We start from the raw sequence: 24,148 nt of genomic DNA on the forward strand, positions 1-24,148 counted from the left end.
TATTCTAACCATAATTACACAGAATATGTAATTCATGTGAAATTAATATACAATCTATTCCTTATCCAATTGCCTGATTGCAGGAATAATCAAACATAAGCATGCAATTCCTATGATCAGGATTCCAGACATGAAAAACCAATAATTTACCCCTATTTTATCAGCAAAAGCTCCCGAAAGTATTAATCCTACCGGCATTGCAACGGACATAATACTACCTGTAAGGGAAAATACCCTGCCCAGATATTCCGGCTTGATTTTAATTTGAAACAGCACTGTCTGAACTCCACTATAGAATGGAACGGAAAATCCCATAGCCAGACAGCATACTACAAATATAATATACCCATTGGCAGGAAGCAGTCCAGATATAGTCAGACTTATCCCCATTAATAAAATAGATCCAAACATTAATAAAATGCGTTTATTATATTCTCCCAGCTTACCTAATAATACGCCCCCGATAAGCATACCAGAAGCATAAGCGATTTCAACTACTGATGCATGAATTGGTTTTCCATTAAAATAATCCATGCTCATAAGAGAATATAAAGCATTAATAGGCATATATACCAGCATGTATAATGTTCCAACAAGTAATAATGCAAATAGCCCTTTGTTTTCTTTAAGGACATGAAATCCCTCTTTCATTTCACCTATGAAATTACCATTTTGATTCATCTTTTCTCTATTTAATTCCGGTATGGTTACCATTGCAACCGTAATACATGCAAATATAGCACCAAGAACATCAATTGCTATAATTGCATTCATATCCCAAATGGAATATAGAAAAGCTGCAATTGCAGGACTTACAATATAGCTGATAGATTGAATTGACTGGCTGTAGCCAGCACATTTCGTCAATTGATCTTCTGGTACTAAAAGTGGAGTTGCTGCACTTAATGCGGGTGAATGAAATGCTGTACCAATACTTCTAATAAATAATACCACCATAATCAGCCAAATTGGCAATTCCATATATATGGCAACTATGGTCAATAGTATTCCAGATAAAGCAATTATGGAATCCGCTCCTATCATAACAAATTTTCTATTCCACCTGTCTACTAAAACACCAATTGCAGGCCCAAACAGGGCATATGGTAAAAATCCCACTAAAGAGGCTGCTGATAATACTGCCGCTGATCCGGTTGTTTCTATTAGATAGAAAAGAATTGCCATTTGCAGAATGGCACTTGTGATTAAAGATATTGCCTGCCCTGTCAGAATTGTATAAAACTTTTGTTTCCATTTTGTAGTTTTTATTGTCATATTTTCTCCTAACTATTTAAACTAATTTGTAAAAATAAGAATCTTACTGTTCCCAACTCAAAAAGCAGGTATAAGCCCATAATGGGCTTATACCTGCTCTTACTACAAAAAAGACATATCAAGAATAAGGATATAACTTTACCGTTATTCCTCTCTACATAACCTCATGTCAATTCGTAAAACATAGCACACAAAAAAGCCCACTATAGTGGATTAATAACTGCTTTTTTTAAGTAACTATCTTAAACGACTGTACAACATGACGCCATGTCCTCCTTGTTTCCATATAATATACTTCATTATAACAATCCAACATATATATGTCAATCTCCTATACTATATCACGTTCAATCCCAATAATCTCTCCTTCTGTATTGCCCTCAATAAAATTCAAAACATGATCTATGATGCTGTCACACTGTGATATATCGCCTGCCACAGCAGCAAATCCAATTACAATAATCTGATGTTTATCCTGATCTTCTATCTCTGCGATTGAAACATTGAATTTATTTCGTACCTTGGCACATATACTTTTCACAACCATTCTCTTTTCTTTTAAAGAATGAACCCAGGGTGCATGAATTCTAACTTTACTTGTACCTATCAACATGATATTACCTCCAGGAAATTTCTTTTGTTCACTATATTATATTGTAACTTTATTAGTTTCATTATAATATAGAATCAATAATAATAAAAAGGTGAATAAAATGAAAACTGTTTCAAGTCATTTAACAAATTTATTGAATAGTATTCCCGAATTACCTGGTATCTATAAAATGCTTAATTCTAAAGGTAATATCATATATATTGGCAAAAGTAAATGTTTAAAAAAGAGAGTAAAATCTTATTTTGCAAATACCCCAAAATGGGAAAAAGTAACGAAAATGGTTTCGTTTATTCATGATATTGATTACGTTGTAACAGATACACACCTAGAAGCCCGATTATTAGAATGTGAACTGATAAAATTGCATCAGCCGGTATTCAATTCTCAGCTGAAAAATGATAACCGGTATGTTTATCTTAAAATAGAGAATAATGTAAATTACAGCCCCCTTTCTATTGTTCGTGAAAGAGGCGAGAATACTTTAGGACCTTTTCGCAGTTACCATACACTGAGTGATGCCATTGATTCATTAAAAAATATTTATCCTATCAGTAAAATTAAAAGAACTTATACTTTTGATTATCATATACTGCCTGTCCTTATGAATGAAGAAATATTTCATAATAATTTATCGATCCTTAAAGAAATATTATCAAGTGAAAAAAAGCTCTCCAAATTAATATCACAAGCAGAGAAAAAGATGAAAGAAGCCGCTTCTATTTATCGATATGAAACAGCTTCCTTCTACCGTGATTTAATTCGAGGATTACAATATATCAATCATGGAATCAGCGGTTATCAAACACTACTTTCCAAAGATATCATATTAAAGATTCCAGTACAGAATGGTTTTAAACTTTTCTGGGTAAGTAAAGGAATGATACATTTAAGACAAAATTATAATACTCTAAATCATAATGATATAAATAAATTTATTATGCTGGGACAAGCATTGCCATCTGTTACTTTAAAAGAGCAAAATGAGAAGAGCTATATCGACTTTCGTGATATACTATATTCAGAAATCATGTCATTATCAGAAGATATGGTTATTATATTGGATAATACTTCAAAAGTATCCCGACAAAATTTAATTTTATAATCACTTATTCAGACCAAAATATTGTAAAGAGAGGTTTATTATGACAGTTTATATTGGGTTATTACGTGGAATCAATGTAGGTGGAAAAAATATTATTAAAATGGCAGAATTGAAACAGGCACTCACTTCAATGGGACTACTACAGGTGAAGACATACATTCAAAGCGGCAATATTATATTTGAATCAGGTGAAACAGAAGATATTTTAAAAATTAAAATCCAACAAATGGTTAAAGAAATTTTCCGTCTTTCAGTTCCTGTTACCATCAGGACATGTTTCGAATTAGATAGTATTATCAGCCAGTGTCCATTTTCTGCAGAAGAGATATTAAAAGCAGAGTCATCTTCCAAAGCAGAAAGTTTATATGTTTCTTTTTTAGCCAGTGAGCCTTCACCAGAAAAAATACAATTATTTGATACATGCAAAAGCCAGGATGAAACATATCGTATTCTTGGGCGAAATGTATTTTTATTATTCCAAAATAGTATACGAAATTCAAAGTTAGCAAATAATCTCCAAAAATTAGATGAGACAGCAACCACACGTAACTGGAAAACCGTGAATAAGCTTGCTTTATTAGCAAAAGAAATGGAGGTCTAAAAAGAGGGAGGAACTATGGATATAAAATATATGGAACTAAAAGAAGCTTCCCTTACCTATGATTTATTTGTACCTTTTCACAGGCATCAGGAAGTGAAAAAATGCTGGCGTAAAGAAGATAATAATTGGATATTAAAAGAGATTGCCTTTATAGAAGAATGGAATAAAGAAGAAAAAGAGTATCTGGCAGAATGTCTTAAAAATACTATAAAAACCGACGGAAAAGTATGTGGCTCATTTTATAATGGTGAATTGATTGGCTTTGTATCCGTTGAAAAAGAAATGTTTGGCAGTAAAAAACAATATGTTGAGCTGACCTCATTACATATCTCTGAAGAATATAGAGGGAAGGGAGTTGGCAAGCAACTGTTTCAAATGGCACAGAAATATTGTCTGGAGTTTGGTGCTTCTAAATTATATATATCTGCTCATTCATCACAAGAGACTCAAGCATTTTATAAAGCAATGGGATGTGTGGAAGCAGAAGAATATAATATGGCTGCTGTGGAAAAAGAACCCTGTGATTGTCAATTGGAATGTTTGGCAAAATTCGATGGAAATTAGGCCCTTTACTTTTCATCAGAGTGTAACTTGCGCAATGTTCAGTCATTAAATCTTCACTTATTTTAAGCATTGCCCCATTTGCATTCATTTCAAAGTAAGCTATATTAAGAAAGTTGGTTCAAAATGAACCAACTCTTTCTTTTTTATTACTCTTGATATGCAATTCAAATTACCCTTTTTTGCATATTTATTTTGTAGATTTAGTATATGAATCAAATTTTCCACTAACTAATTCCTTGATCTCTCCATTAATCTTATCTTTATCAACACTTAATAGATTAAATCTCATTCTTACTAAAGTTGGTTCATTTGTATCTTCATCATAAGTCGTTAACTTTAGTTCATATCCAGTCATAACACCAAAGTCATTGACCGTATAGATTTCAACTGCATGCCTTTTACTCTTAACTTTATCTGTTCTACCAAGGTACTCCTCTACCTTCATGTATTTCTCATTAAAGGTTACAGTGTATCTATATCCATTCTCATTACTTTCTATAGATATATCTTCTACTGATTTTGGATCAATATCTAATATTCCTGTAACTGGCATAATAGCATACCTTTCATCAACATCACCTGGTATATCTGGATTTTGGATATAATCCATCTCCGAAAACCATTTCCCATCATGATATATATTCCACTCCTGATTACTTTCTTTATCTCTTAAGTAATTTGCCTGAAATACTGGATTATTAGAATTATTATCATCTAATATCAGAGCAAATGATTCTTTTGATCCCTGCCAGTAATAACTATGACCTGGTATAAGATTACTGTATACTGGTTTATTATCTTCCTTTGAGATAGAATAAAAGCACTCTAATTTATATACATCTAAGTTATAATATGCATCAGATGCCTTTTGAATTTTCCCTAGAGCATCTGCTTCTTCTTTTGTAAATGTATTTATTATTCTATCCTTATCAATTGCCAGATTTACTACTGGTCCTAATCCTATAAGAAATATACCTAATACAATTGCACATAGTATTCCAATGGTCTGACTATGTTCTTTTTTACGTTCATTAAAATCATCCTCATTTGATTTTAGATATTGTGCATATGTGATATGGCACAGCCCATAAAAAACTGCAAAGCCCACTACAAAAACAACTATATACCATAATTTTGATATATAATTACTAAAAGGAACTATATAAAACATTGTAAAAACACCTGATGCAATGCAACCATTAAGCACATGAAACATTCCACTTCTTTTTTTATTATCAACCTCTAAAATTCCATAATAACATCTATATAAAGTTTTTCCTAATTCAATAAATAATCTTACCGACAATAAGAACATGAACAATATTTTTATGTTTTCATCTGAATTCGAGAACATGATAAATATACTTACAGATGTTATAATTATAGTATAAATATGGAATCCCCAGATATAGCTTCTATTTTCAATTGCTTCCATACGTTCATCGTAAACCACAGGTTCCGGATGCTGTAAACTATACCACAGTGTATTTTTCTTATTCTTCACTATCATTCTCTCCCTTCCAAAAAAGTTCATCCAGGGTCTTATCAAGGCAATAGCATATTTTTAAACAAAGATTGAGAGTTGGATTATAATCTCCTTTTTCAATCATATTAATAGTCTGCCTGGATACCCCAATTTTACGAGCTAAATCATCTTGTGATAAATCTTTCTCCACCCTGGCAATTTTTAATTTAAGGTTTTTACTCAAATAAACACCCCTATTCTTGATTTCACTCCAATAATTTAATTTTATAAGGTGAGTATAATACTGAGTTTACATTTTGTCAAATATATTTTACATTTGGTGCAAAATCGTAATCCACTTCGCTTCTTACTCGTAGCACAAGCAAAAATATTACAATGCAAAGCGAAAGTCAATAATAATTTATGGAATACCGATAAATTATTATTGACTTTCATATGATACAACAAAATTCACACCCTTAATAAGCCACGAAATCCCCAAGTTTCTGCAACTCTCGATATAAGGTATTAAGTCCCCATGCTCGGTTAAGGATTTGTTCCCTTGTTAATATAGTTTCTTTATGTAATAACAAGAATTCTAACAGTGCTCCTTCTTTCTTGGATAAAGATATACGTTTCTCTTCTTTTGTAACCAATGTTTTTATTATACTTCTTACTTTAGTTATTGCGACTCTCGTAAGCTCCGCAATCAACATTGCTCCCTTTGAATCTATCACTACTGTCCAAATCAAGCTTGCCAATGAATTCATCATATATACCAGCCCCAATTGCAGTGGAATCTGACGTAAGATGAAAGTCTTTTCCCGCTTCATTTACAAATAAGGGATTATCCGTAATATTATTTGATATCACTATATTTTCTTTGTCTCCATCAAAATCATTTCCTTTATACAAAATGTTATTTTTAATAGCGTTTGTATCATATTGGCAGCCAAACTGTATTAGAATATTAAGTTCATTATCGTATAAAGTATTGTTATAAATCCTAATATTTTTTGCTCTTCCACGCTTTTCATCGTATCCTCCAAAAGCAATTCCGGCCACTGCTTTACATCCATAAACCAGGTTGCTTCTTATTGTTATATTATCGGTTATTCTACCTGCATGCTCGCTTGCAGCCTCAATACCAATATCACAGTTCCAAACCTTATTTCTTTCAATGAGGATATTCTTTCCTCCATCAACATAAATACCATCTGCACACTCATCATCATACGCACGGTTATTTACCGAAGAAATGTTCCACACTTCGTTGTCGCTGCAAATTCCATCTCTTGCCTGATCATTGGAAGGTGCAGTTTCTTCAAATCCAATAAAGTCTATTCCAATGTTATCGTTATCATGTACTTTATTATTCGTTACTCTGAAATTAGTCACATTTCCATTTAGAACAACAGATTCGCTCAACCCAAGTATATTGCCATATACTTCGCATCCATCAATAACTACTGAGTCCAGAGATTTCTCTCCATTTGTACCATATACTGCAATACCATGGGCATTTCTATCTTCTATTACATCATTTGTACAGATTGCTTCTATTCCGTAAACTTTGCACTTAAGAATCTCAATATTTTTGCCGGCGCCTATCACTTTTATCCCTGTAGGAACATATTCATTAGTTGAAATATAATTGGTTATATGAAAACCCTTTATCCTAATATAGCTTTTGTCTTTAACAATAATGACGCCATTCTCTTCGTTATTTTCTCCCACCGTTAAGCCTTCACCGTCAATAACAGGGATTTCTTCCTCAAAATTCTCAAATGTGATATAGGCACCGTCAGAACCCGAATTGTCCATAATAATTTTTTCATTATAAATACCTCCTCTAACATAAACTATATCACCTGGTCCTGCCATATCTGCAGCTTTTTGAATTGTTTTCCATGGAGCTTTAAAAGTTCCAGGATTATTGTTATCCCCATCTGTCGCAACATAATAGACGGCTCCTTCTGATATGGGTGTGTTTTTGTTCGGTAACTCAACACCAGTAGATTTCCTCTGTTTGCTTTCTTTTTGCCCTGAGAAGCCACCCGAAAAAACAGATGTAAACAACATCAAAGCTACAAGCAAACATACTGTTAGTGATTTTTTCACTTTTTCATTCTCCTTTTTTATGGTTTCAGTGTTCCGGGATCTTTTCATATAAAACGACCTAAGCCATTCCATTTATTACAATTAGTATTCTATAAAATTCTCTTAACCACTGCTGTTAGGCATGTTTCTTTTTTACCTATTGGTAAGAGCATATAATTGAATTATTTATATTACTTTCCTACTATTTCTTATAAGATTACTGCTTTATCAAAAAAAACTGGAAGATGGAAATTAGGTATTTTACTTTTAATTGGGGCATAACTGGCATAATGTTCAATGAGAGGATCTTCACTTATTTTATAAAAATTGCAGGAAAATACATCTCCACTTTTTAATGGTTCACTTTTATATAATTCGCATATTAATGACATTGGGATTTTTAAAAGGACTTGCCAGCGACTATCATAAATATTAGCTTCACAAACTGCAGAATAAGAAATTAAATCTTTAATTTTCTTCCGATTACGATTTATACCAAACTCACTAAGCATCGCTCCATTTGCATTCATTTCAAAATTAAGATATCCCTTTTCTGGATGATCCAGATCAAAATTTAAAAATGCTTCCATAGCACTGTCTTTATATACAGGATCATCATCTTTATAAAATCTGCATAATGGATTTAGCTCCATAGCTGTCATAGAAACTACTATTCCATAATCCGATAATACTGCCATTTGCCCAAAGGCTATTGGCTTATATTCTTTTTCCCACAAATGGTGATTAATCTGAAATCTGGCGCAATGATTTAATTCCTCTATTCTTTTTATGGTTTTTACCTGATAAATACATATCAACTCTTTCTTATTAAAATTTAAAAGCTCCAATTGATTGGTTTAACTCAGTAGCATAACTATCTAATTCATTAAAAGCATCATTTAAATTATTCGCAGAATCCAGCTGTACTTCAACAACATTATTAACTTCTTCCGATGATGCGACTGTTTCTTCTATAATAGCAGAAATATTTTGAACGGCTGATAATACTGTTTTTTTATTACTTTGAATGATTTGTATATATTTCATAATATCTTTTATTTTATCAATGAAAAGGTTTACATCCTGATTCATGGAGTCAAATACATCCAAAGTATTTAAAACTGCTATTTCCTGCTGACTAATTGTCTCTTTAGCAATATTGGAACTTGTAACTACTGTTTTTACACGAGCTTGTGTATCATCAATCATATTTCTAATTTCATTAGAAGCTTTGGATGACTGTTCTGCTAGCTTTCTTATTTCTTCCGCCACCACTGAAAATCCTCTTCCTGCCTCTCCTGCTCTTGCGGCCTCAATTGAAGCATTTAACGATAATAGATTCGTTTGATCAGCAATACTATCCAATACGTCAATAACAGTACGTATAGCAATAGAAGTATGTTCTAATTCTTGAATATCATTTATGATTTGTTCCGTAATTTCATTTGTATCCTTTGTTTTACTTTTGAGTTCATTCATAATAGTTATATTACGATCTAAATTTAATTGGGTTTTGGCAGCAATCTGTCCTACTTCCGTGGTATTGCCATACACTGTATCTATTTTCATGGAAAGTTCATCCATTTGAGTTAGACATTCCGTTGAATCATCAGCCTGTTGCTGCATACCTATCTCTATTTCAGTAATGGAACTTGAGATATTTTTGGTTTCACTTATAAACTGCATAGAAATGTCCTCAACTATACCAGCAGATTTTTCAACTTTAGTACTTATTTCACTGACATTCTTAATTAATTTTCTATTATTATTTAACATCTGGGAAACACTATTTATTAAATCTGCAAATTCATCTTTTCTTTTTGTTTCAAGATTTACTGTTAAGTCACCATCAGCTGCAAGATTTAATTTTTTAATCAAAAGAGATATGGTATCTCCAATTCCCCTTGACATGAAAAATGTAATTAATAAGGCTATAACAGATGCTAATAAAACAACTGCAATTGTTATAATTCTAATCTCTGATATCTGTTTGACCATTTCACTTTTGGGGATAAGAGCTGTCACCATTGCACCTGTAGTCCCTACTTTGGAATAACAAAACAAATAATTCTGGCCTTTGTAATATGTATAGTAATATCCATTATTGTCCAGATTAATATCCTTGTTCATTGCTGCTCTCATTTGAATGTTTTTATCATCAGGATACATTAACTCACTTCCATCCTCTGATATAAATCCAAAATAGCAATTATCGCTATAATTTAATTTACTATAAATATCCAAAATAGCTTTTGATTTTAAATCAACAATTATAAACCCTTTAAAATTCACGAACGAACGCATATATCTTAATACATAGTCTGACTTTTTTAACTCCAACACTTCATCCAGATAGCTACCCTCGCTAATCCACAATTCTTTATTATGATCCTCATTAAGAATAGCACCTTCTTTGGTTTCTAATAACCCCTGAAATAATTCATCTCCTGAAAGACTTGTATTACCTGTGGTTATAACTTCGGCCTTTGGTGATATAATATGAATACTTTGAATAAATTTATCCGATAATTTTCTTGAAGTAATCTCTTTGGAAATACTCTTATAGGCATCGTTATACCTTAGCGAATCTTCTGAATACGCTCCTTTAAAATATTTTCCTAGGTCATCATCTGCTAAATATTGAATTGATAAATCCTTAATAGAATCCATTCCTAAATTTATATAATCTCCTACCATATTTATAGTCTGACTAGTAGATTGTTCATAGTTTTTTATACTATTCGCTGCTGCAAGATTATAGGAAACAATTCCTAGAATAACAATAAGACAAACTAGAATCATAAAAGATAGAATAAGCTTATTTTTTATATGATTAAAGAAACCTCTTCCTTTTGCTTTTACGATTGCCTTTGCTTTTACTTTTACTTTATCTGGTTTTTCCTTGTTATCACGAATTTTAATTTTCATAAACCATGATAATTTACTTTTGCCTTTCTTCAACTAATCCCCCCCCCTTTATCCTCTGTAATACATATATTATTGATTTTGATAACCATTTGGATTATTTTTCTGCCATCTCCAGGCATCCACACACATCTCTTTTAAACTTCTTTGTGCACTCCATCCTAATTCTTTTTTAGCTAATGAAGCATCTGCGTAACATGTTGCAATATCTCCCGGGCGGCGAGGTTTAATAACATACGGAATTTCTTTTTCACATACTTTAGAAAACGCGTTTACCATATCTAACACGCTATAGCCTATACCAGTTCCAAGATTATATACAAAAATGCCATGTTTATTATGTAATCTTTCAATAGCTTTTACATGACCTAGGGCTAAATCAACAACATGTATATAGTCTCTGACCCCACTTCCATCAGGAGTGTCATAATCATTTCCATATATTCCAAGTTCATTCAATTTTCCAGAAGCAACTTGCGTAATAAAAGGAACTAAATTATTAGGAATTCCATTAGGATCTTCTCCAATCAATCCACTTTCATGGGCTCCAATTGGGTTAAAATATCGGAGCATGATAATATTCCAGTTATGGTCACCATTATAAATGTCACGAAAGATTTCTTCTAGCATTAGCTTTGTTCTTCCGTACGGATTTGTAACAGATAGAGGAAAATTTTCTTTAATTGGAACCGTAGCAGGGTTACCATATACCGTTGCGGAAGAACTGAATACTATATCTTTTACACCAAATTGTCGCATTACATCACATAAAATCAATGTTCCTGTTATATTATTATAATAATATTCCAATGGTTTAGAAACAGATTCTCCCACTGCCTTTAGACCAGCAAAATGAATTACAGAATCTATATTTTCTTTATGGAATATTTCCGTCAAAGCAGATTTATCTAACAAATCAATTTTATAAAATTTAACCTCTTTACCAGTAATTTTTCTTACTCTTTTTAGTGATTCTTCGTTGGAATTACATAAATTATCTACAACAACAACTTCATACCCTGAATTTAATAACTCAACACAGGTATGACTTCCGATATAACCAGCACCGCCGGTAACTAAAATTGACATATTTCCTCCTATTCTTCTGCTTAAGTTAGAGACTATTACATATATTTTTTAATAACAGAATTCATTTCATCCCATTTATACTCCATATCTTCGACAAGTTTTAATTGAGTTCTGCAGCGGTCAAGATTATGATTTTCCCTATGTATTCTAAAATAAGTATCTCCCAGGAGATAATCTGTCAAGAAGCGCATCCCACATTCTAGGGCCATAGTCTTTGCACCCATTGGAAGCATTTCTGTTTCTTTCTTAGTTAAGCTACCATTACAACCTTCTAGATAACCTTTAGCATATAATTCAAATAATTGAAGATTTAGGGATACTTTTGATAGATCTGTTTCATCCTCTGCTGCAGTATTCGCACCAAATCGGATAGAATCTCCAAAATCGAAAATAGAAAGTCCTGGCATAACTGTATCTAAATCAATCACACAGATACCTTTTCCTGTTTTATTATCAATCATAATATTATTCAGTTTTGTATCATTATGGGTAACACGAAGAGGAAGCTGCTCTTTATTTAACAAGTCCATACATATTTTCATATCATCTTCTCTATTACAAATAAATTCTATTTCAGGTGTAACATTTTTAGCTCTTCCACATATATCCTTTTTGACTGCTTCTTTAAATGTCTGATACCTAGTTGGAGTATTATGGAAATTGGGTATTGTTTCATATAGTGACTCAGCTTTATAGTCAGATAACAGATGCTGAAATCGCCCAAATGCAACTGCACTTTGGTAAAAGTCTTCTGGCTTATCAACCTGATCATAGCTGATAGCATCTTCTATAAATTGATATGCTCTCCAATAAGAACCAATGCTGTCCTTGTAAAAAGGCTCGCCTTTTTTCGTATCAATTACATTCATTGTTTCGCGATTTACATCACCATGACTTTTTGTTATTTTTTTCTTTAAAAATTCTGTAATTCCACATATATTCTTCATCAACTGATCTGGATCCTTAAATATCTCATGATTCATTCTCTGAAGTATATATTTTACATTCCTATCATCTTGATTAAATTGGATCAGAAAAGTATCATTAATATGACCATTCCCATATCTTTCATGTTTTATATAATTTCCTTTAAAATCTAAAGCTTTAATAGCTTCCTCGATTTTTGCACAACGTTCTTCTCTTGTCATATACTTTCTCCTATCATCATTCAATTCCACAACTGTTTTGGGTAAATACCGTTGGTCTTAAAATCTTTTATCGCATTTACAACTGTTTCCTTATCTTCCTTGTAGGTAACTCCAAACCATTTATCATTTGAATGTAATACTTCTACAGTTGCTTTATTCTCTTTCAACAAATCGCTGATAATCGTAGGTAAAAAATACTCACTCTTTAATGGATTTTCCAATGCTTGACTATCTAAAAATGATTTAAATCTATTATTTAATTCTGTCAAAATACTGTTTGTAAATCCCCACATATTCATAGAAACTGTACTTGATTTAGGAATAGCAACCCATGTATTCCCATCATCTTCCGTGAAAACCGCCTCCTGTCCCTGTTTTTCAATATGTGTTCTTTCATGAATTTCTTTTAATTTACCATCTATAGAAATATCACATACACCTCTTGCCACATGACCATGGTCTGTCAATGTATTTTCCAGTGTATAACCTACCATAGAATATCTATATTTTGAATCATCTTCTGTATTTAAAAGAGCATCATATATCATTTGAAAAGCTTCTCTCCCGTAATAATCATCTGCATTAATTACAGCAAAAGGCCCATCAATCTTATCCATACAACATAGAACTGCATGTCCTGTTCCCCAAGGCTTTTTTCTACCCTCTGGGATTTCATAACCTTCTGGCAAACGACTTAACTCCTGATATACATATTCTACCTTTATATAATCAGAGATACGTCTTCCAATCATTTCTTTGAAATCACTCTCAATTTCTTTTTTTATAATAAATACAATCTTTTTGAATCCTGCTTTTATTGCATCATAAATAGAAAAATCTATAATAAGATTACCCATATCATCTACTGGATCAATCTGTTTTAATCCTCCATATCTACTTCCCATACCTGCTGCCATGATTACTAATACTGGTTCTTTCATATTCACAATCCTCCTATTCTATAAAACCATCCGTGCTGCACCATAAATTCCTGCGTCATTTCCTAATTCTGCTTTTTTTATCATTGTTTTTTTGCATACATGTAATACCTTTTGTCTATAATACTTTGATACTTTATCTACAAAAAAATCACCTGCATTGGATAATCCACCACCAATAACATATACATCTGGATCAAGAACACTAGTAATAGATGCTAATGCAGTTCCAAGCCAATATCCAGCATTCTCAATAACTTGACTTGCCATTATATCACCTGATCTTGCAGCATCAAATATATCCTTCGCTGTCAAACTATCTATATTTTTTAATACTGATAGATTGCTGGTGCACTCTAATTTTTTTTTCATTTCATTCACAATACCTGTAGCTGAGGACACCTGTTCCAGACACCCCTGTTTCCCACAAGCACAATATGTTGTTTCCTCATGTAAAATAGGCATGTGTCCAATTTCTCCTGCCGCACCAAAAAATCCAGAAACTATTTTTTCATCTATTACAATACCACTTCCTACCCCAGTACCTAATGTAATCATTACTAAATTGTGACTTCCTTTTCCACTTCCTTGCCACATTTCGCCTAATGCGGCAACATTAGCGTCATTTCCTACTTCAATAGGAAGTTTCAGCAGATTGTTAAGTTCTGCTTTTACATCCCTATTAACCCATCCCAAATTAACACAAGTTGTTACGATTCCGCCTTTAACAGGTCCTGGAATACCAATTCCCACACCTGCTAATTCTTTTTGATTAATACCCAAAATATCTAACTTATTGTTAATGGATTCAGTGATATCCAGTAATATATGCATTCCATTATCCGTTGAATCAGTAGGAATCACCCATTTTTCTATAAGTTTGCCACTTTTTCTAAATAATCCTAATTTTGTTGTTGTACCACCTAAATCTATCCCTAAACAATATTCACTCATAGAATCCTATATCATCTCCTGCCTAAGACTTATTAAAGTGTCTTCGTTTATTTTTGAACATGCCCCTTTATCAGCTACAACAGTAACATCATTATGAAACTGTAAAATAGAAGCTGGGACTTTTGGAGTAACTGGTCCATTTAGTACCTGATTTAATATATCAGCCTTATCTTTGCCACTTACAACAAGAAGAATTTTTTTAGCCTTGAGGATTGAACGAATACCCATAGTAAAAGCATATTTGGGTATTACTTCCCCTTCTTCAAATAAACGTGAATTTGCTTCAATTGTACTTTCTGATAATGCAACACAATGAGTACCATTTTTATACTCTTCTCCTGGTTCATTAAATCCAATATGTCCATTATGTCCAAGGCCTAATAACTGTAGATCTATTTCTCCTAAGTTCGTAATTACTTGATTATATCTGTCACATTCTGCATCTATATTATCAGCCATACCATTTGGCAGGTTCGTATTTTCCTTTTTAAAGTTAACATGATAAAAAAAATTCTTATTCATAAAATAATGATAGCTTTGCTTGTGGTTTTCGTCTAATCCCTTATACTCATCAAGGTTTATAGACTTTACTTCGCTAAAATCTAAATCTCCCTTTTTATACCACTCAATTAACTGCTTATATATTCCAATAGGTGTAGATCCTGTTGCTAGACCTATTACACATTGTGGTTTCAAAATTATTTTTGCAGATATAATATTGGCTGCTTTTCTACTCATTTCCTGATAATCATTTACTTGATATAGTTTCATATGTAAGATGCCTACTTTCCGTAATTTAATAAAAGAAAAAGGCCACCAGTTGTGTAATCCATTGCTTCAAATCTACTAAAATTACACATAAAAGGTGGCCTTTTAAACACACATTAAGAGCAATCTGTGAGTCTTCACATATCACCTTTGATATGATGCTCTAAATCATAGAAATTAATTCTCTTGTGAAGCAAGGAATTCATCAAATTGGCGTTGTACCTCTGCAATATATTCATCAATACCAGCTTCTTTTAATTTCTTTACGGCTTTTGGATATTCCGTGTCGAAATCTACGAAACCTGAACGAATAGCTGCAAAATCTTTGAGACCAACTTCTTTTATAGCAGTTTCAATTTCTTTTACATTCTCATTATTAAAATTAAAACCTAAAGTTTTTGAGCGAATTGCATTATCATCCCAGCTTTTATATAAATCAATATATGATTGATCAATGTCTGGGGAAAATAATTGATAATTCTGGTTTCTGAACATCCATTCATAGAAGAAATCATTATCTGCAATTTTTTTAATTCTTCCATCAACAATTTCATAATCCTTACCTTCTACCCCATATAATGCAAATAAGTAATTTTCCTCTGAAGAATATAACCAATTAATGAATTTCATAGCTCCTTCTGGATTTGGTGCAGTTTGTGGAATACATAAAACCTCACCACCAGTTGCTATAATATAACGAGGTTTTTCTTCTGCCAATAGATAGCTCTTTAACTTTGCATCTGGAGCATTAGCTTTTACAGTATCGATAATCTCGTTTTCTTTACCTAATGAACCCTCTACCCAAGTGTATTGACCTGTTTGCATACGAGAATCACGTTCATTATATTTAATTGTTAAATCATCCGAATAATATCCTGACTGATACATTTCACGGTTAAACTTAGCCACTTTTTTAAATGCTTCCGCCTCATAATAGCTGTATACTTTATTTGTGTCTTCCCCAAATACTATAAGATCCTCTGCAGCTATAAATGTTAATGGCTCATCTTCAAAATATCTTGTCAATGGTTTAAAAATGATATCCGAAGGTCCCTTTAAATCTGGAAACTTTTCACTTGTTCTTTTTGCAAATTCTTTTAGATCTTCCGCAGTATTTAATTTTGTCATTCCTACTGCATCCATAATATCCTGACGTACACACACCAACTGGTACATTGCTGAAGACGGAGCATACGAGGAAGGAATGCCGTAAATATCACCGTTAATTGTCGCCCCTTCCAATTGTTCTTTTGGAAGTACTTTAAGCATATCTTGACCATATTGGTCAATCAAATCGTTCAAAACTCTAGCCTGTTTTTTATTAACCATTGTAGAGAGACTTGGAAGCCCATCCCAATATAAATCTATAGGCTCGTTTGCTGCCAGCATAATATCTTTCTGTTCCCAATACTGATCCCATGGCACATAAATCACTTCTACTTTTACATTAAGATCTTCTGCCATTTTTTCTGCAAATTCATTCTCCATAAATTCTGACATCCTTTCACCTTCATCTCCAGGATATAGAATGGTAAGTGTCTCAAGTTTGTCATCTGTTTTACTGCTACACCCTCCTATAATACTAACGGCAATTAGCATTATAGTCATAAGAGCTAATCTTTTTAGCTTTTTCATAACATTTCCTCCTTTTTTTTATCTATGTTTAGCTTCTTAGGCTTAACATCAATTATCATTTATCCTATTCTTTTACGGCGCCAGTCATTATCCCTTGAACAAAGTGCTTTTGTACCAGAGGATATAAGAAAATAATTGGCCCAATGGTTATTACTGTCACTGCCATTTTAACTGTTTCCATTGGTAACGTTATACCAGCAGATGCACCCGCCGGAATACGCCCTGAACTTATTGCATTAACATTAGATAATATTGTGTATAAATAATACTGTAATGGAAATAAATCTTTATCATTTATAAAAATCAGAGCATTCCACCAATCATTCCAGTATTGTAATGCATACATTAAGCCAACTGTCAATACAGCAGTTTTACTTAAAGGGATTGCTATCTTCCAATAAATCGTAAAATAATTCGCACCATCAATTTTCGCTGCCTCATACAAAGAAGGAGAAATACTCGAAAAATATGTACGCATTAGGAACATATTCCACACACTAAAAATAGATGGAAGAATTAATGCTAGAATATTATTTTTTAAATTATAATAATTTACACATACTACGTACCAAGGAATTAAACCCGCTGAAAAGACAATTGTAAAATTAGAAATAAAAGCTATAATATTCCGATATTTTAAAGTCCTTATAGATATTGCAAAGGCCATCATACTAGTAATTATCATTGCACCGACAGTACCTACCACAGTGATAAAAATAGTAATACCATATGATTTTAAAATTTGCTTTCCACTATTCAAAAACATATAATGATATGTATCAAGAGTAAAATCTTTAGGAATAAGCGAATAACCAAACCTTACAATATCCTTTTCTGAAGAAAGCGATGCACTCAAGGTAAGAATTAACGGATATAGACAGATTACTCCAAAAAAACCTATGAAACAGTAAGCAATTATACTGATACTTCTATCACTAAATGATTTTTTTCTTTTATTATTCATTAAAATAACCCCTCCCCATCATTTATTTTCTTGGAAACCTTATTAGCAATCGTAACTAATATCAATCCCATAATAGATTGGAATAAACCTATAGCAGTAGAATAAGAAAAGCCTAAGGTACGCATCGATTGATATACATAAGTATCAATAACAGTAACTTCGTCAATCAACACAGGATTATTGCCTATGATACCGTAAATCATTCCAAAATCACCATAGAAAATCCGTCCAATGCTCATTAAGGTTAATATAACTGCTGTTGGTTTCAGCATAGGAATTGTGAGATTTATAATACGTTGAAATTTATTTGCCCCGTCCACCTTAGCAGCTTCAAAAAGGGAGTGATCAAAATTTGACATTGCTGCCATATAGATGATGGAATTATATCCACTCCATTTCCATACATTTGCAAAAATGATAATTGCTTTCCAATACTGTGGCTGAGAATACCAGCTAATTGGTTTTACGCCAAAATAAGATAGAATATGATTTACTACACCGACATCTGTTGAAAATAAGCCGTAAATGATGGCACCTACAACAACCCATGACAGAAAATATGGGAAAAACATCATACTTTGCGTTAATTTTTTGAAAATTTTACTTTTTATCTCATTTAAAAAAATTGCAATGCTGATTGGTACTATCAGTCCTAGAATAATCCCAAAGAAATTAATGTATAAGGTGTTATAAGTGACTTTCCACCCCATACTGTTTTTAGCAAAAAAATATTTAAAATTATCAAGACCTACAAAAGGGCTACCAAATATTCCGTCTACCACATTAAAGTCCGTAAATGCCATCCAAATACCAGAAAATGGTATATAGCAAAAAAGTAGCATAACTAAAAGACCTGGAACGCACATTAAATATAACATTCTATTTTCTTTTAATTCTCTTAGGATAACATTCTTCTTTTTCTTTGGAAGTATCATATCATTATTAGATTTCATTTATCTCACCACACTTTTATAATTTGAACTTTCTTCCTGCATCAGTTTTACTTTCATATCGTCTATATCAATAATTCGCCCGCTGATTCTTGATTCTTCTGCTGCAAAGGCCATGATATGACTTTCTACTGATTGATCAATCGATGATTTAATCGAGTCACTTTTTCCATTTAACACATCTAAGAAGTCATTCATTAGTCCTATGTCACCACCACCATGAGCTCCTTCCACTATTCCAGGATGAATTACTTTTTGCTCATATTGATTTACTGCATTAGAAACAAAACGTGTTATCTCTATAATATTGGTGCTGTCATCACCTCGTATCTCACCATTTTCACACATAATTTTTATGGTTCGACACATTTTGTTTGTAAACCCACTAAGATTAAAACTTACTGTAACTCCATTTTTAAATTCAATTAATGCTACCTGATTATCGCAGACATCATTATCACACCGATATACACATCTTCCATATAGACCTGTTTCTAATGCCTTAAGAATTCCTTCTTTACTTTGATCCTGAGATAAAAGAGTAGCTGGCCAATTACCGGCAACTGGTAAATATGCTTTTTTTGCATCAAACCTACAATTTTTAGATGCTTTACAGGTAAGGCAATTGTCCGAACTATTCTCAGGTGCATTTTCTTCTTTAAAGAATTTTAAACTGCCAAATGAAGAAATACGTTTTGCTTCACTACCCACCAGCCAAGTCAAGATATCCATATCATGACATGATTTCTGCATGATTAATGGACTGGATAAACTTGCTCGTCTCCAGTTTCCACGTACAAAAGAATGTGCCATATGAAAGTTTCCGATATTCTCATTATGCTGAATTGAAATGACATTACCTAACTCTTTACTATCAATGATACTTTTTATGGTTGCAAAAAAATTAGTATATCTAAGCACATGGCATACAACCACATTGAGATTAAGACTGTTTGCTTTTTCTTTAATTTCTAAACTCTCCTTAGGATTAGGAGAAATAGGCTTTTCCAATAGAATATGATATCCCAAATCCAGGGCAGCCATTGTCTGGCTATAATGATCCCGATCCATTGATGCAATTATAATTGCATCTGCAACCTTTCCTAACCGATAAAACTCCTCCACGGTTTCAAATTGCATATCTGCTGAAATCTTAAATGAATCTGCAGCGACCTTTCTTCTAGTTTTATCAGGCTCTACTACTGCAACAATTTCAGCATTTTTTGAATGGTACGCATATGTTGCATATATCATTCCTCTTTGCCCCGCACCCACTAATGCTAGTCTCAAATTAGTTACCTCCTGTATGTATAATTTTATATTGAATGGTTACAGAATTTCACGAATATGTTTAAAGATTAAAATAGCTGTAATCAATAATACACTTGTTATAAAAAATGATATCTGTAAATTTGATATTGTATGAAATAAAATATTAATCTCTATAGATTGGGCTACTTTAGAGAATACAGATCCTAATATTGCTCCTAAAAAGCTAATTACACTTGCTACGGCAGCAGTTACACCCAAATATGCAGTTTTACCCATAACAGGTGCTAAATCAAACTGTAGATTATTTGAAGCCATGTTAAATGCTCCATTACTGCTGATAAGCAATATCTGAACTACTGGAACCAATGCCTTTGCGTTATCGTTTGTTACAAAAGTCCATCCCAGATAACAGGCTGCTATAATTAATCCATTTATTCTTAATAAAAGAAACCAAGTTGTTGCATCTGCTAGTTTTCCCCATAGATATGTTGCAAACATGCTAACCACATTACTTAAGACAGTTACTATTGATATAAAAGAATAACCTAATCCTAATGTAGATAACATGAAAATTGGAATGAACGATACAGAGAATTGTATGGCAAAATTCCAGATACTTAAAAATAATATGATTTTTCGAAATTTACTATCTTGTAATGGTCTTTTTATTAAATTAACAAGCGGTTCCTTAATGATTTCATGATGTGTGAGTGGTTCACCAACCTGGGAAATTAATATAAAGTCAAAGATAGATATTAGGAGTGAAATACTAAACATAATTCCAAATCCTATCATGATATTACCTTGCAATTTGTAATAATCTAATATCTTACTAACCACTATCGAAATAGCAGAAACACATAACATAGCGGTAATATCCTTAATGGCTAGAAATCGTCCTCTACCATGTTTTGGAGCTACCGTAAGGGTCCAATTATTTAATCCAGGGGTTACAAACCCTGCAACCATAAAAGCTAAGGTATATATAATCATAATGATGATAAGAATCATTTTCTTCCCCTGCACCAAGAAGGGAACAAATATTATAGTACCAACAGAAAAGCGAAATATAAAAGCACAAATACATATTAAAAATTTTCTTTGTCGCAATCGTTCAAATACATATGGAGATATAAGTTGTAAAATACATCCCAATTGGGGAACCGCCCCTATAATCGCACAATACTGTGGTGATGCTCCTAAATATCTTAGAAAGCCAGTAAGAAAGGTTCCTACCGTAAGTGCAAAGATTATCCCAGCAGTTGATCCTTCCAGAATAAGTTTCAATTGGCTTTTATGATAATCATCTTCTGTTAATTCTTTGTTGCTAAAATATATCTTCTTTATTTTTCTATTCATATGTATCCTTTGCCAAAATATTAAGTTACTATTCTGATTCCGGTGACTGAGGATCCTCTAATGGATAATATCCTTCCGGATAATAATACTCCCAAACATTTTTCAAATTATCACGGTTTGTGTAGTCAATAGTTAATTCTCCCATTTTATAAAACCCATCCATATTATTTTGATTGATTGCCATATATACAGGATCATTATTTTTATAAAAAAGGCCAACAGATATAGAATAATTACCTTCTAAAAGATTTGGAAGCTGTATGATTTCATTATGAATAATATCTCCTACATGCCAGTTTGTTGGTGAATTTAGCAAAGGTATAATATAGGATTCATCTCCCCGCACTAATTGTAGTTTTATACATAATTCATTATAACAAGGTGAATCTCCATTATTTGCAAACCAGAAACGCATAGGTAAAACACCATTACTTGATACTTTATCTGGATAAGTTAACCTTCTTAAAGCTAGCAAAAACCCCAAATCAAGTTTTTTATTAGAGAATCCTGCATGCCATTGTTTTGACTGCCTTATCACCTGAAATCCACAGGAATCCTCTATTACATGAAGCAGTGTTGGTTTTCTCTCCCAATTACATTGTAAGTTTTGAGAAGCCAAATCTTCACAACAAGAAATCCAATTATCTTCATTGCAAGAAATCCATAGACCAAAATTCTGATTCTCATTTTTTAAAAAACGGATTAATTCATAGTTATGTACATCTGCAAATAGGGTAATATCTTTGAATCCTTCAATATATGCATTCCATTCTATAACGTTGTTACCTATGGTAGATATAACAACTCCTATAAGACGAATATCCTTTCCCAAAAAGAAACTACCTACTCTTCGAATAAATCTTGCAAAACATTCTTCTGGATAAATATTAATCCAATCTGGGTAATCAGGTTTTAAGATAAGTACTGGATTAGCCGTTTTTGACACCTCATCCAAAATAGACTCTAATTTGTAGCAACCCCTTTTTGGTTCTAGATCAGCCCAAGAGCAGTTAATATATGTTATTTGTCCCCTCCCATAATTATCAGTAGCTGTTTTTAATAAATCAGGCCTTATCTTCTTTGTTTTATAGATTTCATAATTTTCTAATGAATATTTGCCCATATAAATCCTTTCTATTTTAGATGTATATCCACGATTCTCTTAAAATCCTCAATATCTTCTTTGTTTATATAAGTGTTATTTCCAATCTTATCCACATCCTCACGAAGGACAACCATACTTAGATTATTAAATCTACCTCCCGTATTCATATAACCTAAGGCAGCCTTCTGTAAAGATGTTTTTAATTCGATCTTGTGTGGATCCGCGTTCCAATCACCAAATACTTCATAGCGTAGCATGGAATCCCCTGCTTTAATTGGATAGAGATAGAATTGTCTCTGAACTTTAATTATATTACTTGTATCATTATCTAAAACTAATGATAATCTGGAATCATAAAGCCAGCTTTCGCTCCAAAAACCTTTCACTTTTAATTCTGGAAAATATTTATCATAGAATTCAATTGCTAACTCCATTGAGTTCTTTAACCGTTCTGGATTATATCCAGGACCTGCAGGTACATGTAATGCTAACAAAATATCTCCTTGTTTTAATGCTAACTTCCATTCATCCTTATCAAGGGTAATCTTCTCTTTCTTTACATATCCCATAGGGCTGATAGGATTCCCAGTTATTGTATTTTCCGATTCCTTCCACTCTGTAGTAAATTTTCCTTTTTCATCATAAACGTCGTTAATTCCATTTATTTGGCCATCTCCTCTGAATTCTTCCTCTCCATGTCTTAAAGCGATAACCTTTTTTGTTTTATTATTTCTGTACATAGTAAAGGAATCTTCAAATTTACATGGAATAAATAAAAAGCGATCCATTAAATAAATAGAACAGGTATAAAAATTCATATCCCAAGGGAAATCACTAACCGTTGTATCTCCATTTTCAATTAGTTTCTTAAACTGATTGTCCATTGATCGATAAGGTATACCTTCGTAATATTCAACTGGAACTCCTCTTTCCTTTAACAAATTCATAGCTGGTTCCACACATGCAAGGAGTAGTAATAATGAATACATTTCTCCATACTTTGACATACAAGCAGGCGTCATATTTTTATAATTATCAACATCACATCGATTTCTGGCGCTGCACATATCCCATACTAAAAATTTTGTAAAATGAAATAGTTTTTCATCCTGCTCAATAGCCTCATATGCTTTAACGATTAGATCCTGTTTGTCATGAGACAAATCATATTTTTCAAAAATATGATTCAGAAATTTGCGGTCTATAAGTTCTTTTTTGTTATCCCCAATATAACTATCATAAAATTCTTCTATACCTTCTGGTAAATAATCAAATCCACAATAGTCAATACATTCCTTAAATAACAGTTTCATTTTCATAA

General features: G+C 32.4%; 23 protein-coding genes. 3 read left to right on the forward strand and 20 right to left on the reverse strand.

Annotated elements, in window-relative coordinates; translation table 11 throughout:
• Positions 1–54: 54 nt before the first annotated feature.
• Complete coding sequence (gene mef(A) / locus EDD66_RS10950; protein WP_123609628.1) at positions 55–1,275, reverse strand: macrolide efflux MFS transporter Mef(A); 1,221 nt, start codon at positions 1,273–1,275, stop codon at positions 55–57.
• Between the two features lie 331 nt (positions 1,276–1,606).
• Complete coding sequence (locus EDD66_RS10955; protein ID WP_123609629.1) at positions 1,607–1,888, reverse strand: DUF503 domain-containing protein; 282 nt, start codon at positions 1,886–1,888, stop codon at positions 1,607–1,609.
• A gap of 100 nt (positions 1,889–1,988) precedes the next feature.
• Between EDD66_RS10955 and EDD66_RS10960 the strand changes: the two genes are divergently transcribed.
• Genes EDD66_RS10960 through EDD66_RS10970 form a run of 3 tightly spaced genes read left to right on the forward strand, consistent with a single transcriptional unit; the run spans position 1,989 to position 4,155 of the window.
• A complete protein-coding gene (locus EDD66_RS10960) occupies positions 1,989–2,990 on the forward strand; it encodes a GIY-YIG nuclease family protein (RefSeq protein ID WP_123609630.1) in 1,002 nt (333 codons plus the stop codon).
• Positions 2,991–3,030: 40 nt separating this feature from the next.
• Positions 3,031–3,591 carry a DUF1697 domain-containing protein gene (locus EDD66_RS10965; RefSeq protein ID WP_123609631.1) on the forward strand — a complete coding sequence of 187 codons (561 nt, stop codon included), beginning with the start codon at positions 3,031–3,033 and terminating at the stop codon, positions 3,589–3,591.
• A gap of 15 nt (positions 3,592–3,606) precedes the next feature.
• The gene (locus tag EDD66_RS10970) at positions 3,607–4,155 is read left to right on the forward strand and encodes a GNAT family N-acetyltransferase (protein ID WP_123609632.1); all 549 of its coding nucleotides are present in this window, start codon (positions 3,607–3,609) and stop codon (positions 4,153–4,155) included.
• Between the two features lie 187 nt (positions 4,156–4,342).
• On the opposite strand, the gene EDD66_RS10975 is transcribed toward EDD66_RS10970, so the two are convergent.
• The 18 genes from EDD66_RS10975 to EDD66_RS11060 all read right to left on the reverse strand — a co-directional run bounded on the left by EDD66_RS10975 (position 4,343) and on the right by EDD66_RS11060 (position 24,146).
• Positions 4,343–5,659, reverse strand: a complete 1,317-nt coding sequence (locus EDD66_RS10975) for a hypothetical protein (protein WP_148053945.1) — start codon at positions 5,657–5,659, stop codon at positions 4,343–4,345.
• The gene (locus tag EDD66_RS10980; protein WP_123609634.1) at positions 5,649–5,864 is read right to left on the reverse strand and encodes a helix-turn-helix transcriptional regulator; all 216 of its coding nucleotides are present in this window, start codon (positions 5,862–5,864) and stop codon (positions 5,649–5,651) included. Before EDD66_RS10980 ends, EDD66_RS10975 begins: the two co-directional genes overlap by 11 nt.
• A gap of 235 nt (positions 5,865–6,099) precedes the next feature.
• On the reverse strand, positions 6,100–6,393 hold the full coding sequence (locus tag EDD66_RS18935; protein ID WP_334295113.1) for a winged helix-turn-helix domain-containing protein: 294 nt from the start codon (positions 6,391–6,393) through the stop codon (positions 6,100–6,102).
• On the reverse strand, positions 6,299–7,741 hold the full coding sequence (locus EDD66_RS10990; protein WP_170164334.1) for a DUF1565 domain-containing protein: 1,443 nt from the start codon (positions 7,739–7,741) through the stop codon (positions 6,299–6,301). Before EDD66_RS10990 ends, EDD66_RS18935 begins: the two co-directional genes overlap by 95 nt.
• Positions 7,742–7,929: 188 nt before the next feature.
• The gene (locus EDD66_RS10995) at positions 7,930–8,568 is read right to left on the reverse strand and encodes a carbohydrate-binding family 9-like protein (protein WP_123609637.1); all 639 of its coding nucleotides are present in this window, start codon (positions 8,566–8,568) and stop codon (positions 7,930–7,932) included.
• Positions 8,549–10,681, reverse strand: coding sequence for a methyl-accepting chemotaxis protein (locus EDD66_RS18480; RefSeq protein WP_123609638.1), 2,133 nt, complete (start codon positions 10,679–10,681; stop codon positions 8,549–8,551). Before EDD66_RS18480 ends, EDD66_RS10995 begins: the two co-directional genes overlap by 20 nt.
• 36 nt (positions 10,682–10,717) lie before the next feature.
• Positions 10,718–11,734, reverse strand: a complete 1,017-nt coding sequence (gene galE, locus EDD66_RS11005) for a UDP-glucose 4-epimerase GalE (protein WP_123609639.1) — start codon at positions 11,732–11,734, stop codon at positions 10,718–10,720.
• Between the two features lie 35 nt (positions 11,735–11,769).
• On the reverse strand, positions 11,770–12,882 hold the full coding sequence (locus tag EDD66_RS11010) for a phosphotransferase enzyme family protein (RefSeq protein ID WP_123609640.1): 1,113 nt from the start codon (positions 12,880–12,882) through the stop codon (positions 11,770–11,772).
• A gap of 20 nt (positions 12,883–12,902) precedes the next feature.
• A complete protein-coding gene (locus EDD66_RS11015) occupies positions 12,903–13,823 on the reverse strand; it encodes a nucleotidyltransferase family protein (RefSeq protein WP_123609641.1) in 921 nt (306 codons plus the stop codon).
• Positions 13,824–13,841: 18 nt separating this feature from the next.
• Positions 13,842–14,774, reverse strand: a complete 933-nt coding sequence (locus tag EDD66_RS11020; protein WP_123609642.1) for an ROK family glucokinase — start codon at positions 14,772–14,774, stop codon at positions 13,842–13,844.
• Between the two features lie 6 nt (positions 14,775–14,780).
• Positions 14,781–15,545, reverse strand: coding sequence for a glucosamine-6-phosphate deaminase (gene nagB, locus EDD66_RS11025; protein ID WP_123609643.1), 765 nt, complete (start codon positions 15,543–15,545; stop codon positions 14,781–14,783).
• A gap of 174 nt (positions 15,546–15,719) precedes the next feature.
• A complete protein-coding gene (locus EDD66_RS11030; RefSeq protein ID WP_123609644.1) occupies positions 15,720–17,177 on the reverse strand; it encodes an extracellular solute-binding protein in 1,458 nt (485 codons plus the stop codon).
• A 64-nt stretch (positions 17,178–17,241) separates the two neighbouring features.
• Complete coding sequence (locus tag EDD66_RS11035) at positions 17,242–18,141, reverse strand: carbohydrate ABC transporter permease (protein WP_123609645.1); 900 nt, start codon at positions 18,139–18,141, stop codon at positions 17,242–17,244.
• Positions 18,141–19,094, reverse strand: coding sequence for an ABC transporter permease (locus EDD66_RS11040; RefSeq protein WP_207667778.1), 954 nt, complete (start codon positions 19,092–19,094; stop codon positions 18,141–18,143). The genes EDD66_RS11035 and EDD66_RS11040 overlap by 1 nt, the downstream gene beginning before the upstream one ends.
• The gene (locus tag EDD66_RS11045) at positions 19,095–20,381 is read right to left on the reverse strand and encodes a Gfo/Idh/MocA family protein (RefSeq protein WP_123609646.1); all 1,287 of its coding nucleotides are present in this window, start codon (positions 20,379–20,381) and stop codon (positions 19,095–19,097) included. It lies immediately after the preceding gene.
• A gap of 39 nt (positions 20,382–20,420) precedes the next feature.
• Positions 20,421–21,722, reverse strand: a complete 1,302-nt coding sequence (locus tag EDD66_RS11050; protein WP_123609647.1) for an MFS transporter — start codon at positions 21,720–21,722, stop codon at positions 20,421–20,423.
• 28 nt (positions 21,723–21,750) lie between these two features.
• On the reverse strand, positions 21,751–22,845 hold the full coding sequence (locus EDD66_RS11055; protein WP_123609648.1) for a DUF4832 domain-containing protein: 1,095 nt from the start codon (positions 22,843–22,845) through the stop codon (positions 21,751–21,753).
• A gap of 11 nt (positions 22,846–22,856) precedes the next feature.
• The gene (locus tag EDD66_RS11060) at positions 22,857–24,146 is read right to left on the reverse strand and encodes an acyltransferase domain-containing protein (RefSeq protein WP_123609649.1); all 1,290 of its coding nucleotides are present in this window, start codon (positions 24,144–24,146) and stop codon (positions 22,857–22,859) included.
• Between the last annotated feature and the right edge of the window lie 2 nt (positions 24,147–24,148).

It is taken from the genome of Mobilisporobacter senegalensis (genome assembly GCF_003752155.1).
Lineage (GTDB): Bacteria > Bacillota > Clostridia > Lachnospirales > Lachnospiraceae > Mobilisporobacter > Mobilisporobacter senegalensis.